At 53.5% G+C, this 15,001-nt stretch carries 15 protein-coding genes; 13 read left to right on the forward strand and 2 right to left on the reverse strand.

Annotated elements, in window-relative coordinates:
* Positions 1-186: 186 nt before the first annotated feature.
* The 4 genes from JQC72_RS06805 to JQC72_RS06815 all read left to right on the forward strand — a co-directional run bounded on the left by JQC72_RS06805 (position 187) and on the right by JQC72_RS06815 (position 2,789).
* Positions 187-1,296 carry a site-2 protease family protein gene (locus JQC72_RS06805; protein WP_302104581.1) on the forward strand — a complete coding sequence of 370 codons (1,110 nt, stop codon included), beginning with the start codon at positions 187-189 and terminating at the stop codon, positions 1,294-1,296.
* A gap of 437 nt (positions 1,297-1,733) precedes the next feature.
* Complete coding sequence (locus JQC72_RS16850; protein WP_419179849.1) at positions 1,734-2,054, forward strand: DUF6932 family protein; 321 nt, start codon at positions 1,734-1,736, stop codon at positions 2,052-2,054.
* A gap of 5 nt (positions 2,055-2,059) precedes the next feature.
* Positions 2,060-2,524, forward strand: coding sequence for a helix-turn-helix domain-containing protein (locus tag JQC72_RS16730; protein ID WP_205494058.1), 465 nt, complete (start codon positions 2,060-2,062; stop codon positions 2,522-2,524).
* 46 nt (positions 2,525-2,570) lie between these two features.
* Positions 2,571-2,789, forward strand: coding sequence for a hypothetical protein (locus tag JQC72_RS06815; protein WP_205494059.1), 219 nt, complete (start codon positions 2,571-2,573; stop codon positions 2,787-2,789).
* A 110-nt stretch (positions 2,790-2,899) separates the two neighbouring features.
* On the opposite strand, the gene JQC72_RS06820 is transcribed toward JQC72_RS06815, so the two are convergent.
* Both JQC72_RS06820 and JQC72_RS06825 read right to left on the reverse strand, forming a co-directional pair.
* Positions 2,900-3,712 (reverse strand): ABC transporter permease, encoded by an 813-nt coding sequence (locus tag JQC72_RS06820; protein ID WP_205494060.1) that lies wholly within the window; start codon positions 3,710-3,712, stop codon positions 2,900-2,902.
* The gene (locus JQC72_RS06825; protein ID WP_205494061.1) at positions 3,693-4,568 is read right to left on the reverse strand and encodes an ABC transporter ATP-binding protein; all 876 of its coding nucleotides are present in this window, start codon (positions 4,566-4,568) and stop codon (positions 3,693-3,695) included. Before JQC72_RS06825 ends, JQC72_RS06820 begins: the two co-directional genes overlap by 20 nt.
* A gap of 437 nt (positions 4,569-5,005) precedes the next feature.
* Here JQC72_RS06825 and JQC72_RS06830 point away from each other — a divergent pair, with 437 nt between their 5' ends.
* From JQC72_RS06830 to pssA, 9 genes are all read left to right on the forward strand, one after another.
* Positions 5,006-5,689: an HAD family hydrolase gene (locus tag JQC72_RS06830; RefSeq protein ID WP_205494062.1), complete on the forward strand. Its 684-nt coding sequence runs from the start codon at positions 5,006-5,008 to the stop codon at positions 5,687-5,689.
* A gap of 298 nt (positions 5,690-5,987) precedes the next feature.
* Complete coding sequence (locus tag JQC72_RS06835) at positions 5,988-6,677, forward strand: MgtC/SapB family protein (RefSeq protein WP_205494063.1); 690 nt, start codon at positions 5,988-5,990, stop codon at positions 6,675-6,677.
* Between the two features lie 144 nt (positions 6,678-6,821).
* Positions 6,822-7,292, forward strand: a complete 471-nt coding sequence (locus JQC72_RS06840) for a CtsR family transcriptional regulator (RefSeq protein WP_205494064.1) — start codon at positions 6,822-6,824, stop codon at positions 7,290-7,292.
* Between the two features lie 5 nt (positions 7,293-7,297).
* Positions 7,298-7,825, forward strand: coding sequence for a protein-arginine kinase activator protein McsA (gene mcsA / locus JQC72_RS06845; protein ID WP_205494065.1), 528 nt, complete (start codon positions 7,298-7,300; stop codon positions 7,823-7,825).
* A gap of 12 nt (positions 7,826-7,837) precedes the next feature.
* Complete coding sequence (gene mcsB / locus JQC72_RS06850) at positions 7,838-8,920, forward strand: protein-arginine kinase McsB (protein ID WP_419179847.1); 1,083 nt, start codon at positions 7,838-7,840, stop codon at positions 8,918-8,920.
* 17 nt (positions 8,921-8,937) lie between these two features.
* Positions 8,938-11,379 (forward strand): ATP-dependent Clp protease ATP-binding subunit, encoded by a 2,442-nt coding sequence (locus JQC72_RS06855; protein WP_205494069.1) that lies wholly within the window; start codon positions 8,938-8,940, stop codon positions 11,377-11,379.
* A 112-nt stretch (positions 11,380-11,491) separates the two neighbouring features.
* Complete coding sequence (gene radA / locus JQC72_RS06860; RefSeq protein ID WP_205494078.1) at positions 11,492-12,874, forward strand: DNA repair protein RadA; 1,383 nt, start codon at positions 11,492-11,494, stop codon at positions 12,872-12,874.
* Entirely contained in the window at positions 12,871-13,950 is a 1,080-nt protein-coding gene (disA, locus tag JQC72_RS06865) for a DNA integrity scanning diadenylate cyclase DisA (protein WP_205494081.1), read from the forward strand. Before radA ends, disA begins: the two co-directional genes overlap by 4 nt.
* 107 nt (positions 13,951-14,057) lie before the next feature.
* Positions 14,058-14,762, forward strand: a complete 705-nt coding sequence (pssA, locus tag JQC72_RS06870; RefSeq protein ID WP_205494083.1) for a CDP-diacylglycerol--serine O-phosphatidyltransferase — start codon at positions 14,058-14,060, stop codon at positions 14,760-14,762.
* Positions 14,763-15,001 lie beyond the last annotated feature (239 nt).

Raw genomic sequence — 15,001 nt, forward strand, 5'->3', positions numbered from 1 at the left:
TGAAAGACAGACCGAGTCGACAAGGCGGGATACTTTAAAAAAAGGGGGTTGGACTTGTTCGACCCGGAAATTGTCGGCTTTCGGTCAAGCACGCTCGGCCCGGATTGTTATGCGTGAAAAGTCGAAACTTGTGATAACATGGAATGGGAGAGGCGATTGCAGTGACGGATAAGGAGGAGTAAGCGCTTGGCACACCGTGATACCAGGAACAGCGGCATGAAAAAAACATGGTGGGGCGGATTGATCGCGCTTTTGATCGGTTTGGGTGGGAAGCTCAAGTTTCTGCTCCCGATTCTCAAACTGGGAAAAGCGGGCGGAACCGTCTGGACCATGCTTTTGTCCATCGGCGCGTATGCCCTGTTTTATCCGTGGACGTTTGCTCTCGGATTGGTGGCAATGATGCTCGTCCACGAGATGGGGCATGTGTGGGCGGCGCGCAGGAAAGGATTGCCCGTGTCTGCACCCTCATTCATCCCGTTTGTGGGAGCGTTGATCATGATGCGGAAAATGCCCGCCGATGCCGTGACTGAGGCTTATATTGCCTACGGCGGTCCATTCGTGGGTACCATCGGCGCGGTGTTGTGTTTGGCGATCGGTGTGGCGACCGGATACGAACCGCTCTACTCGATTGCGCAGGTGGGATTTTTGCTCAATTTGTTCAACCTGTTGCCGATTCATCCCTTGGACGGCGGGCGGATCGTCAGTGCCATCTCCCGTTGGTTGTGGGTGGTGGGACTCGTTGCCGGCCTCGTCTTGGTGATCGTGACGTTCAGCCCGTTGTTGTTGGTGATCTGGTTGCTGTTTGCATGGGAATTGTGGTCGTCCTTTCTCTCCGACAGGCGCAATAAGCCCAGGAAGATCGCCGTGGAGGCGTTTGTGCCGGAAAGTCGCTGGGAGGAGGCGCATGTCTGGATACCGGCTGAGTCTCATCAGCGGGTCTTGCCCCATGTGCAGTATTGTCGGGTGGCGGATCGGGAACACGTGTGTTCTGTCAATTATCCGGGTGTGGGAGAAATCTTTCAATTTGAAGGGATGAAGGGGCGGTTTGAGGAGGTGCGGATGACCGGAGCCGACCGCGTTACGGATGATACCGGTCAACCCCTCATCCGTCTGCGGCTGGAAGCCGAATATGTTCCGTCCGTTGAGGAAGATCCGTCGTTGCGCAAGAGTGCGGAATATTATCAAGTCTCTGGCCGGACGCGTTTCGTATATGGCGTGATGTATTTCGGTCTGATGCTGGTGTTGGTATTGTTAATGGGAGTAACGCATATGTTGATATCCGGTATGGGTACGTAAGGACTTCGGTTGGCCACACCCCATGCGTACACAAAGGGAATTTCCCACGGGGGGACTTTCCACGGTCTCTTGGTTGATCCGTTCCGCGAAAGAGAAATATACCAAGCGAACCCCGAGGGGACAGGTGAAACGCTGTTAATGTGGATTTTCATAGTCGGCCCAATCTCTTCATGCCATTGTGTCATATTGTATATAAGTAAACCCCGAGTTCCTCTACTCGGGAAAGTTCCCTTCCAGCACATGCTCCTTCATCTTTCATTGGCGTGGTTCATTCTACGCCTTTTATTTTTGCCTCAAAACACTCGTAACAGAGATCTGTTGAATCAGGCTCGAAAACCGCTCTTTGAATATCTCCAAGAACAATTGAACGATCACCGGCACAAAGACATCGAGTTTGTGTTTACTTCCCATGCGCGTGGGAATCGAAGAGATCCTATATAAACGGATCTTTTGTAACAAACAAACCCCGCCCAGGAGATATAGACGGTTATTACGTATGCGATGCTCGTTCTATAGCGGATGGCTCTAAATTCAAGGCTTTAAAAGAAGCAGCTGAGGATGATTTATGTGATATCACAAAAAGGGTTCGCTACCATGGTGGGCCACCAAAACCGCTTATGTGGCATAAGTACCGGATTGAATTGTACCCGCATTGTGAGGAGATCCACCTGAACTTTCCTCACCCGCCATTTCCCCAGTTTTTCCGGCAAACTAGAGCGGGAACCGGCAAAGGCATTGTCAAATTGATAAAGGGGTGACTTCTGTGATCAAAACGGAACAGGAGTACAAAAGAACAAAACAAATGGTCGAAACCGAAAAAGCGGCCATTCAAGATCAGATCAACAAACTAAAGGAAAAAGGCTTTTCCGATAACGAAATCAAGAACCTGATGGCAGCAGGTATGGCGATCCACGAACAGAAGAAATGGGAAGTTGAGCTGTATGAACGAATCAAAAGAGGGGATTTTAGCGGAATCGAGCACGATTTAGGTAAGATGCTGATTGCATTTCGAATCTATAGGGGGATGACTCAGAGAGATCTGGCCAAAAAGCTTGGTGTATCTCCCGCTCAGGTATCAATGGATGAGCGGAATGAGTACCATGGCATCTCGGTTTCCAAGTTGGAGCGAGTGATGAAAGCCCTGGGGGTCAAGGCATACTTCAAACCCGTAGAAAAGCAAGGGACTGAACCCGTTTTTGATTTGGAAAACAACCTTGTTACTAACTGATTGTACCGTCGGGGATTACTCCCCGGCGGTTTTTAGGAGGATACCCATGGCCAACGACATGAAACAAGCAATTAAAAAGCTAAGGGAAATGGGCTACTCTGATGAGGAAATTAAAAATCAGCTATGGGACAAGTTATGGGACATACTCCCCAAGGACGACGAGCACTTGACACCTGAAGAGCTGGAGCAGCTGAAACGGAACCGAGAAGACAAAGATTGGACTAGCCTGGAAGAGTTGAAGCGTGAGCTTGGTTTCAAAAACTAGTAGGCTTGGACGAAGCGATCGTGGATGGATGTGGGCTGCCACGCCGGATCAAGCGGGAAGCCCACGACTGCCAAAGGGAGTGCCTCCGGTGCTTCGCAGTGTGGGGCAGGTCACCCATTTCGCTTCAGCTTGCCCGTGCGCATCGCATAACGTTCCGCCTGCAGGAAGATCCACAATCCCATCGGAACCAGTACGATGCCGATCAACAACAGAATACCCAATTTCGGCAACAGTGCGATGACACCGGTTCCGTGCAGGATGGCGTCCCGTGCCGCATCCAGCGCATAGGTTGCGGGGGAGAGGACGGACAGGGGGTGAAGCCATTTGGGCAATACGTCGATGGGATAGTACACACCGGAGACGAGCAGGATGATACCCTGGATGATATGCGTTGCCTGTGTTCCGCGTTCGGGGGACAACAGGGGAAGGACTGCCGCAATCAGGCCCAAACCCATAAAAGCGGGGCTGGCAACCGCCAGTACGACCAGTGCGGCAGGGAAATCCGCCTGTGCCAAAGGCAGGTCAAAAAAGAGAGCCACAATGGCCAAGACGATCACGGATCGGATGGTTCCGTACAGCAGTGCGAACAGGCACATCCCCGCCAAGTGCGTGATGCGGCGGATCGGTGCCATAAACGTGTATTCGATGGTTCCTTCCCATCGTTCCCACGTGATGGAGTTGGCCACCTCTTCGAACAGTACGGACATGAATCCCCAGAAAAGCGCGCCGATCACCAGATACAGCACCATTTCCTCTTGGTTGGGCGCACCCTGCATGGTCAGTCCGATCAATCCAATCGTCAGGGTATTGATGATATTATAGAAGAGAAACACGACTTCCCAAGCCAGATAGCGCCGGATCAGACGGAAGCTGCGCTCGACAAACGCATAAGCGGCGTTCCACTCACGCATCCATGTCTTCATCGGCCAACGCCTCCTCCCAATCTTTTCCCGTCAGTTCAAAAAAGACGGTTTCCATCGAGTCGGTTCCGACGAGTCGTTTTAAACCGTCGGGCGTGTCCAAGGCGATGATGCGTCCTTGGTCGATGATGGCGATCCGGTCGCACAATGATTCCGCTTCTTCCATATCATGTGTGGTCAAAATCATGGTTGCATCATGCGTTTGCATCACTTCCTTGATGTATGCCTGCACATCCCGTTTCGATTTGGGGTCCAGCCCCGTCGTGGGTTCATCCAGCAGAACCAGCACCGGGGAGGTCATCAGCGCCCGGGCGATTGCCACTTTTTGCTGCATCCCCCGGGAGAGATTCTCCAACGGCGTGTGTGCCTTGTTTTCCCGAATTCCCAGCCGTCGAAGAATCTGCATCGCCCGTTTTTCTCCTTCCTTTACGGGCAATCCGTACAACCGGGCGGCATACCGCAGGTTTTCCATCGCCGACAGCTTTTTGAAAAAGGATGCCTCCACCGAGACCCGGTTGATCCACCGGCGCACTTCGTGCTGATGATGTACGACATCCTTGCCGAAAACGGTCAATGTACCACTGTCGGGAAACAGGAGTGTTGACAGCAATCGGATCAGTGTCGATTTACCTGATCCGTTCGGTCCCAATAAACCGAAGATTTCTCCTCGCCGAACCGTGAACGATACGTCATTCACCGCTTTGATCATCCGTCGTTCCCCGCGAAACCAGTTGGACCAGCGTCGGCTGCCTTCCACTGTTTCCACAAACCGTTTGCTGACATGCTGACAATGGATGGCGACATCTTCATCGGCTTGACGGAGGACAGGATGTTCCGGGGTTGAAACGGTTTGAGTCATGAGCACGTTCACTCCTTTCCCAAAGAAAATGCCACAAGCTGGCAGGCCTGTGGCGATGTGCATGCAAACGTAAAAAAAGCCACAGGCCGCTCGCCCTGTGGCGGGGGTGCAAGATACCATGGGTCAAAGGAGGAAATCTCAGATCATCCGTCGAGGTCGCCGGTGGGAATATATGATACGATTGTCCCACTTGCCGTTGATTGGAAAGAGGGTGGAACAGTGAATCGGAAGCTTCTCATGTCGGCGACTTCCCTTTCCTCCTCAGTAACGAAAAACGATGACTGACCAACGATTTTATTTTATCGATCGTCCCAGGAAATGTCAACCATCCCACGTTCTTTTTTCCTCGTATGATAGACTTGCCTATTTTCCGCTCGCCCGGTATGGTATCGTCAAGTTGATCAAAATATACATGGATAAAGGGGAGACGTGGAACGATGTCGCATCATGCCATGATTTTTGATTTGGACGGAACGTTGTTTCAAACGGAGAAAGTGGCGGTACCGGCTTTTCGCCGGGCATTTGAGCGATTGCTGCAGTCGGGTCGGTATGAAGGGCCTTTACCGACCGATAAAGAGATTCAATCCGTATTCGGTCTCACTCATACAGAGATCTGGAACCGATTGCTCCCCGGAGCTGACGAAGAGACCAAACAAATGGCCGATCGCTGGATGTTGGAGGAAGAGTTGCACTGTTTGCGGCAGGGAATGGGAGCGTTGTACCCCGGTGTGGACGAGACGCTGCACAGGCTTGCGCGGGATGGATGGCGTCTGTTTATCGCCAGTAACGGCATTTTACCCTATGTGAAAGGTGTATTGACGGCATTTGAGCTGCTTCCGCTGTTTTCCGGCATCTATACCGCGGGTGAATACCAGACCCGTGAAAAAAAGGTGTTGGTTCGCATACTGATGGAGGAACACGGGGTGACGGGCGGTTACATGGTGGGTGACCGCAGTTCGGATGTGGAAGCCGGTCTGTACAACGGTCTGACGGTCATCGGATGTCGATACGCCGGTTTTCCCAGTTTCAGCGGAGAAAAGGAGCTGGAAGGGGCGCATGTGGTGATCGACTCGTTCCCCACTTTGTTGGACGTGGTAAAGTACTCATCTGAAAAAGAGTAAAAACGGGGAAGCTCGTTTGCCGGTGAGTGTATCACGTCAGGGTGTCTGCCAAATTCATGAGCGAGCAGACTTGCCAGGTGATCGAAAACCCTTGCCCGGCCTGATGAGGACCAGGAACGCGCTGGAATGAAATCGCGGGCAACTCCTTCCGAGTGAAGCCCACTTTGCCCGCGTCTGCACTCCGGGTCGGAGCGGCCATGACACACCGAGCCGGGGAGCGATGTGGGTGATATTCGTTCACCCAAAACGCCTTGGAAAAACAATGACGGAATTTAAGGAGGATGAGGAGGGGAAACGGATGGAGAATGTATGGTCGATTTCCATCGGAGAAGCGACATTGCGGTTGTTTTTGGCGGTTGTTTTGGGTGGTTTGATCGGGTGGGAGCGGGAACACAACAACCATCCCGCCGGTTTTCGCACCCATATTTTGGTGAGTTTGGGATCAGCGCTGATCATGTTGTTGTCCATCTACGGCTTTTCGGAGTTTGTACATGAGCCCAACGTCAGGACCGATCCGGCACGGTTGGCGGCCCAGGTCGTCAGCGGAATCGGGTTTCTGGGAGCGGGTACGATTTTGCGTCACGGATTTTCGGTGACGGGACTCACCACTGCCGCTTCGTTGTGGGTGGTCTCCGGCATCGGGCTGGCGTCGGGTGCGGGATTTTATTACCCTGCCATATTGACTACCGCACTGGCGCTGATCAGTTTGGAACTGTTGAACCGGGTGGAACATCTCCTGTTTGTCTCCCGACGTCTGAAAACGTTGCGCATCCGAGTGAAGGACCGGCCGGGTACATTGGGGGATTTGGCGACAATCCTGTCGCAGTTCGGTGCCAGCATCCGCAAGGTCTCCATTGAGGAGGAGGACCCGGAGGAGAACATGATCGATATCGTGTTTACGATTCGGATGCCGGAAAAATTCCCGGAAAGCGATTTGATTGAAAAAATGAGGCAAGTGGAAGGTGTGAAGGCTGTTGTTTCCGGGTAATCCAGTAAATGAGAGATTGTATGAAATGCCGGCGATCAAGAAAAAATGAGAAGGACGGCTGTTCCCCTCTTGGCGAAAAAATGGGAATGAATTATAATAAAGTCAGAAGGTCAAAGTTAGTCAAAGTCAGCAGGAGGTTGTCCGATGAGATGCATCACGGACATCATCGAACATCATCTGAAGAAAATTCTCAATGAAAGCCCGACGGGGACGATTGAGATAAAAAGAAGCGAACTGGCTCATCTGTTTCAATGTGTGCCTTCGCAAATCAACTATGTGATCAGTACCCGTTTTACCCTGGAAAAAGGGTACGTGGTGGAGAGCAAACGGGGCGGGGGTGGATTTATCCGCATTCGCAAAGTGAAACACGCTTCCAAACGCACCTATTTCGATGTGTTGCTCAAACAGATCGGTCATTCGATCCATCAGGCGGCTGCGGAAGATGTGATCGACCGTCTGCGGGATGACGGCATCATCACGGAGCGGGAAGCCAAGTTGCTGCGCAAATCGGTGTCCCGCGAAGTGCTGACATTACCCGTCAATATTCGGGACCAGGTACGGGCGGATATGATGCGGGCGTGGGTCGCGATTCTAATGGCGGACAAAGGAGAGTGACGCCGATGCTATGTCAAGAGTGCGGAAAACGGCCGGCGACACTTCATTACACCAAAATTGTCAACGGCGAGAAAACGGAATTTCATCTCTGTGAAGTTTGTGCCCAGGAAAAAGGGGAACAGATCCCCATGATGGAAAACGGATTTTCCATTCATCAACTGTTGTCCGGACTGCTCAATTTCGATGCTCCTTATGGGGAAGGCGGACAGGCGAAGCAGTCGGTGCAGTCCGGTTCGCTCCGTTGTCCCACGTGTGGACTGACCTACACGCAATTCAGCAAGATCGGACGGTTGGGATGCAGTGATTGTTACCAAGCATTCGGGGAGCGACTGATTCCGCTGTTTCGCCGGGTTCACGGCAGTACCAGCCACCGCGGCAAAGTGCCGGAACGAACGGGGGGACGGTTAAAGATTCGGCGGGAAATCGAACAGCTCAAGGAGCAGCTCAAGCAGTGCGTTGCCCGGGAAGCATTCGAGGAAGCGGCTCGTCTGCGTGACCGGATCCGCGCCCTGCAGAGGAAACTGGAAGGCTGAAAGGGAGGGAGAATGTTGTCGCTTCAACGCTTTATCCAAAGCGCGATGAGCGAGTGGATGCGAGGCGGAGGACCCCAATCCGACATCGTGATCAGCTCTCGCGTTCGCATCGCACGAAATTTGGCCGGCCTTCCCTTCCCGATGCTGGCGACCGCATCCCAGTCAGAAGAAGTGGTACGGCGGATTGAAGAAGCATTTCAGGAAGAGAAGGAACAGCCGTATTTTCGCGACGCGGAATTGATCCGGATGGACACGTTGAATGACTTGCAGAAGCGCGTGTTGGTGGAGAAGCATTTGATCAGCCCTCATCTGGCGGAAGAGTCCCGTCACGGTGCAGTGATTTTAAGCGGAAACGAAGCGGTCAGTATCATGATCAACGAAGAGGATCATTTGCGCATTCAGTGCCTGTTCCCGGGATTTCAGCTGAAGCAAGCCTGGCAGTTGGCCGATCATATCGATGATACGTTGGAACACCATCTGTCGTATGCATTTGACGAACACTGCGGATTTTTGACCAGCTGTCCCACCAATGTGGGGACGGCCATCCGGGCATCGGTGATGTTGCATTTGCCCGCCTTGGCCATGACCCAGCAGCTGAACCGTCTGTTTCAGGCGATTGCCCAAGTCGGATTGGCCGTACGCGGAATCTACGGTGAGGGGAGTGAGGCGCTGGGCAACCTTTACCAGGTATCCAACCAGGTTACATTGGGGCAGAAAGAAGAGGAGATCATCGATAATCTGGTCAGCGTGGTCGGCCAGATTATCGACCAGGAGCAGTCGGCCCGCCGGAGGTTGCTGGAATCTTCCCCGATCCAGCTGGAAGATCGTGTGCACCGGTCCTACGGCATCCTCGCTCATGCCAGGGTGATGGATTCCAAGGAGGCGATGCACCGGTTGTCCGATGTCCGGTTGGGCATCGACCTGGGGTTGATCAAAGGCGTTTCGGCTACGGTGCTGAATGAATTGATGGTAATGACCCAACCCGGATTTTTGCAACAATACGCTGGTCAGCGTCTGGACTCGGGCGAACGGGATATTCGTCGGGCGGTATTGATCCGGGAACGTTTGGCTATCGAACACAACGACGAAAATTAAAGTGAGGTGGATGAACGATGATGTTTGGCCGATTCACGGAACGCGCACAGAAGGTGTTGGCGCTGGCACAGGAGGAAGCCGTTCGTTTGGGTCACAGCAATATCGGTACGGAGCATATTTTGCTCGGTTTGGTGCGTGAAGGGGAAGGCATCGCCGCCAAGGCGCTGATCGGACTGGGTTTGGGCTTGGAAAAGATCCAAAACGAAGTGGAATCCCTCATTGGCAGGGGACAGGGCCAACCGACCAACATCGCCTATACACCCCGGGCGAAAAAGGTGATTGAACTCTCGATGGATGAAGCGCGCAAACTGGGTCATACCTATGTGGGTACGGAGCATATCCTGCTCGGCCTCATCCGTGAGGGTGAAGGAGTGGCTGCACGTGTGCTGAACAATTTGGGCGTCAGCCTGAATAAAGCACGGCAGCAAGTGCTGCAGCTGTTGGGAAGCAATGAAGCCGTTACCTCCCACCAAAGCGGGGGAGCCGGGGCCAACACACCGACGTTGGACAGCCTCGCCCGCGATTTGACCGCAGCGGCCCGGGAGGGCAACCTGGACCCGGTGATCGGGCGGAGCAAAGAAATTGAACGGGTGATCCAAGTGTTGTCCCGGCGGACCAAAAACAACCCGGTTCTGATCGGGGAGCCCGGTGTCGGGAAAACGGCGATCGCCGAAGGACTGGCGCAAAAGATCGTCGACGGTGAAATCCCGGAAACCCTCCGGGGCAAGCGGGTGATGACGCTTGACATGGGCACCGTGGTTGCCGGCACCAAATACCGCGGGGAGTTTGAGGATCGGCTGAAAAAAATCATGGACGAGATCCGGCAGGCGGGCAACATCATCCTTTTCATCGACGAGCTGCACACGCTGATCGGCGCCGGTGGTGCGGAAGGAGCGATCGATGCCTCCAATATCCTGAAACCGGCACTGGCGCGTGGTGATCTGCAGTGCATCGGTGCCACCACGCTGGATGAGTATCGTAAATACATCGAGAAAGATGCCGCTTTGGAACGGCGCTTCCAACCGATCCAGGTTGACGAGCCGACACCGGAGGAAGCTGTTCTGATCCTGCAGGGTCTGCGCGACCGCTATGAAGCGCATCACCGCGTGAAGATCACCGATGAAGCGATCGAAGCGGCGGTGAAACTGTCCGATCGTTACATCACTGACCGGTTCCTGCCGGACAAAGCGATCGACCTGATCGACGAGGCGGCTTCCCGTGTCCGTCTGCGTTCCTATACGGTGCCGCCTGAGTTGAAAGAGCTGGAGCAAAAATTGGAGGAAGTGCGCAAGGAAAAAGATGCGGCCGTGCAAAGCCAGGAGTTTGAAAAAGCCGCATCCCTGCGCGACCGGGAACAAAAACTGCGTGAGGAATTGGAAGAGACGCGTAATCGGTGGAAAGCCGATCAAGGCAAAACCGATTCCGAGGTGACGGCCGAAGACATCGCGGATATCGTCTCGCATTGGACGGGTATTCCGGTGCGCAAATTGGCCGAGGAAGAGTCGGAGCGCCTGTTGAAGATGGAAGAAATCCTCCATCAGCGCGTCATCGGACAGGAAGAAGCGGTCAGAGCCGTCTCCCGGGCAATTCGCCGGGCACGTGCGGGATTGAAAGATCCGAAGCGTCCGATCGGCTCCTTCATCTTCCTCGGTCCGACCGGTGTGGGGAAAACCGAATTGGCACGGGCGCTGGCCGAAGCGCTGTTCGGAGATGAAAATGCGATGATTCGCATCGACATGTCCGAGTATATGGAGAAACACTCCACCAGCCGGTTGGTCGGAGCACCTCCGGGATACGTGGGATATGAAGAGGGCGGCCAATTGACCGAAAAAGTGCGGCGCAAACCGTATTCGGTGGTGTTGTTCGACGAGATCGAAAAAGCGCATCCCGAAGTGTTCAATATCCTGTTGCAAGTGTTGGAGGACGGTCGTTTGACCGACGGCAAGGGACGTTTGGTCGACTTCCGCAACACCGTGATCATCATGACCTCCAACGTTGGAGCGGACACGATCCGCAAAAGCACCCGGCTCGGGTTCACGACGGGTGACAATGACGGCTACGAGAACATGAAAGAAAATGTGATGCAGGAACTCAAACGCAGTTTCCGTCCCGAGTTCCTCAACCGGATCGACGATGTCATTGTGTTCCACTCTCTGAAAGAAGAGCATTTGCAACAAATCGTCACTTTGATGTCCGAGGAACTGCGTAAACGCCTGAAAGAACAGGACATTGACTTCGTGCTGACCGACGAGGCCAAAAAACACTTGGCCAAAGTCGGGTTTGACCCGCAATACGGTGCTCGTCCGCTGCGTCGCGCCATTCAAAAACACATCGAAGATCGGCTTTCCGAAGAGCTGTTGCGCGGCACAATTCAACGGGGTGATACCGTGAAAATCGATGTGAAGGACGGTCAGTTGACGGTGGAAAAAACGGAACTGAGTCCGTCGCCTACGCAGTGACGGTTGCCACGGCCCCTCTAGCGAGGGGCCTTCCGGTTTTCTGACCAACGTGCCGAACCCGAATGATCGTGCTATAATGAGAATGAATATCGACGATGGATGGGGTCGCCAAGTGGCAAAAACGAAAAGCAAATTCGCCTGTCAGGAATGCGGGTATATATCGGCCAAATGGATGGGACGCTGCCCCGGATGCGGTGGATGGAACACCATGGTGGAAGAACGGGAAACAACCGGGTCACGAGCAGGAGGATGGGGCGGTGTATCCCGTAAAAAACAGCAGAAAGCTGTTCCGATCACACGGGTGGAACAGGTGAGGCAAACCCGTGCAGACACCGGTATTCGCGAACTGAACCGTGTATTGGGCGGCGGTGTGGTTCCGGGATCGCTCATCCTGGTGGGGGGCGATCCGGGCATCGGCAAATCCACGTTGCTGTTACAAGCATCATTTCAGTTGGCTGTTCGCGGCGTCTTGGTGCTCTATGTCTCAGGGGAAGAATCAGCGGAGCAGACCCGAATGCGTGCGGACCGCCTCGGGGCGTTGGACGAGCGTTTGCTGGTGGCATCGGAAACGGATCTGACTGCCGTGGAGTCTCTGGTAGAGCAAGTACAACCGAAAGTGCTGGTAATCGACTCCATCCAGACGATATACCATCCCGACTTGGGATCGGCCCCCGGGAGTGTCGCGCAAGTGCGGGAATGTACCGGACAGTTGATGCGACTCGCCAAGGAACGGGGAGTCACGGTCATCATCGTCGGTCACGTCACCAAAGCGGGCGCGATCGCAGGTCCCCGGCTGTTGGAGCATATGGTGGACGCGGTGTTGTATTTTGAAGGCGAGCGGCATCACACCTACCGCGTGCTCCGGGCCGTGAAAAACCGGTTTGGCTCTACCAACGAGATCGGCGTATTTGAAATGAAGTCAGAAGGATTGGCAGAAGTATCCAATCCTTCTGAGATGTTTTTGTCCCAGCGCCCGTCCGGTGTGGCCGGTTCAGCCGTAACGGCGAGCGTCGAAGGAACACGGCCGATTTTGGTCGAATTGCAAGCGTTGGTGGCACCTACCAGTTTTGCGACCCCCAAACGGATGGCAACCGGTGTGGACCACCATCGTGTGGCCATGATTTTGGCTGTGTTGGAAAAGCGTCTGGGCATGTTTCTGCAAAATCAGGATGCATACGTCAATGTGGTGGGGGGCGTGCGCTTGGACGAACCGGCCGCTGATCTGGCCGTGGCTGTCAGCATCGCTTCCAGTTTTCGCGATCGTCCGACGGGAGCGCGTGACGTCGTCATCGGAGAAGTGGGTTTGACCGGTGAGGTTCGGGGCGTTTCCCGAATGGAACAGCGGGTGGCGGAAGCCCATCAAATGGGCTTTCGACGAGTCATCATTCCGGAGAAAAGCCGGAAAGGCTGGACGCCGCCGGCCGGGTTGGAAGTGATCGGGGTTTCGACGGTTGAAGAGGCATTGGAAGTCGCGTTGGGAGGGTCGGATCAGTGAGGGAAAAAAGCGAAAGGGATCAATTTGTCAGCCGTGTGTTACGAATGGTTGCTCCGGGAACCCAATTCCGTGAAGGATTGGACAATGTGTTGGGGGCCAAGACCGGGGCGTTGATCGTGGTGGGCTATGATGACAGTGTGCGGGAGATCGTGGACGGTGGATTTCACATTGACAGTCCGTTTTCGGCCGCCCACCTGTATGAGCTGGCCAAAATGGATGGCGCCATCATTTTAAGTGACGACGGGAAACGCATTTTGTATGCCAACACCCAACTGGTGCCCAGTTCATCCATCCCTTCGACGGAAACGGGGATCCGTCACCGAACGGCCCAACGAACAGCACGGCAGACGAATAAACTGGTCATCGCCATTTCCCAGCGGCGAAATGTGATCACGCTGTACCAGGGCAACTTCCGTTATGCGCTGAAGGATATCGGTGTCATTCTCACCAAAGCCAATCAAGCCATCCAGACGCTGGAGAAGTACAAATCCGTACTGGACCAGTCAACGACCAATCTGAGCGCATTGGAATTTGAAGAGTTGGTTACGTTAAACGAAGTGGCCATGGTGATCCAGCGGATCGAGATGGTATTGCGCATTAAGAGTGAAATCCAGACCTATATCAACGAGCTGGGGACGGAAGGCCGTCTGATCAGTATGCAGATGGAAGAGCTGGTGGCCAATGTTGAAGATGAAGCGTATCGGCTGATCAAGGATTACTGTTATGACCCGCATAAAATCTCACCGGAAGATGTGTTGAAGGAACTGAAGGAACTGTCTGCTGATGAATTGTTGGAACACGGCAACATTGTACGCATTTTGGGATATCCGTCGAATATCAATATTCAGGAAGAGGCCGTCTCTCCGCGAGGCTACAGAATTCTGAACAAAATTCCACGTCTTCCCGCCCCCATTATCCAAAAGCTGATCGATAAATTCGGTTCGTTGCCGCGCGTGATGATGGCAACGATCGAAGAGCTGGACGAAGTGGAGGGAATCGGAGACGTGCGGGCCCGGGCGATCAAGGAGGGGCTGAAGCGCATTCAGGAACAGGTCTTTATTGACAGACATATCTAAATAACCTAGAATGAAACCACAACAAAGCCTGCCAATTATGAAGGGAGATGACGTGTTATTTTCGTTCGCGGAAACGGCATTTCAAAGGATTTGGGGGGTTCCCTTCTATGTTTGCCAGAGCACTGCCCAGCTTTTTTACTATCGGGAACTTATTTTTAGGAATTATATCGATCATTCTCGCGGTTCAGGGCGAGTGGCAATATGCTGCGATCATGGTCATTATCGGTATGTTTTTGGACGGTTTGGACGGCCGGGTGGCCCGCATGCTCAACACGCAGAGCGAGTTCGGCAAAGAGCTTGATTCGCTGTCCGATGTCATCTCCTTCGGAGTAGCCCCCGCTTTGATCATGTATGTAGCGGTTTTGAAGGGATACGATATCTGGGGATGGATCATCACCGCGGTGTTCCCCATTTGCGGTGCGTTGCGGTTAGCCCGATTCAACGTGCAACCGGGGATCCCCGGCTATTTTATTGGTCTGCCGATTACGGCCGCGGGCGGCGTGTTGGCGACGATGGCCCTGTACAGTGACCTGGTTCAGCGTCCGATGTTGGTATTGGGCATGTTGCTGTTGTCGTATTTGATGATCAGCCAGATCAAGTACCCCAACTTCAAAAAAATCGGGATTCCGCGGAGTTCCTTTTGGATGGCTCCGCTGTTGCTGATTTTAGTCGCGATTATCGCCATTCGATATCCGGAGCAGTTTCCCAAAGTCGTGTTTGTACCGCTTGCGCTGTATGCTTTTTACGGATTGATGAAAAAATCCATTCTGAAGCGGAGAAGAGAGGATTTGGAAGAACCGGTCGAAGAATAACAAAAGCGTAAAGTTCGAAGAGAATCGGAATAAGGGTGACCATTTTCCCGCGAACGAGCAGGAAGACGGTCGACCCCCAAATCGTGAACGGCTCAGATTTTCTTTCCACGGAACGTTGTCCGGAGTCTTGTCGCCGAGTGATTGCTTGGCGGCTTTTTTTTATCTGTTGTGATGGGATTTTGCAACCTTTTTTGAGGAAACCGCGTTGATGATAATACACGCGGATCTTGATATTTTTG

It is taken from the genome of Polycladomyces zharkentensis, assembly GCF_016938855.1.
Taxonomy (GTDB): domain Bacteria; phylum Bacillota; class Bacilli; order Thermoactinomycetales; family JIR-001; genus Polycladomyces; species Polycladomyces zharkentensis.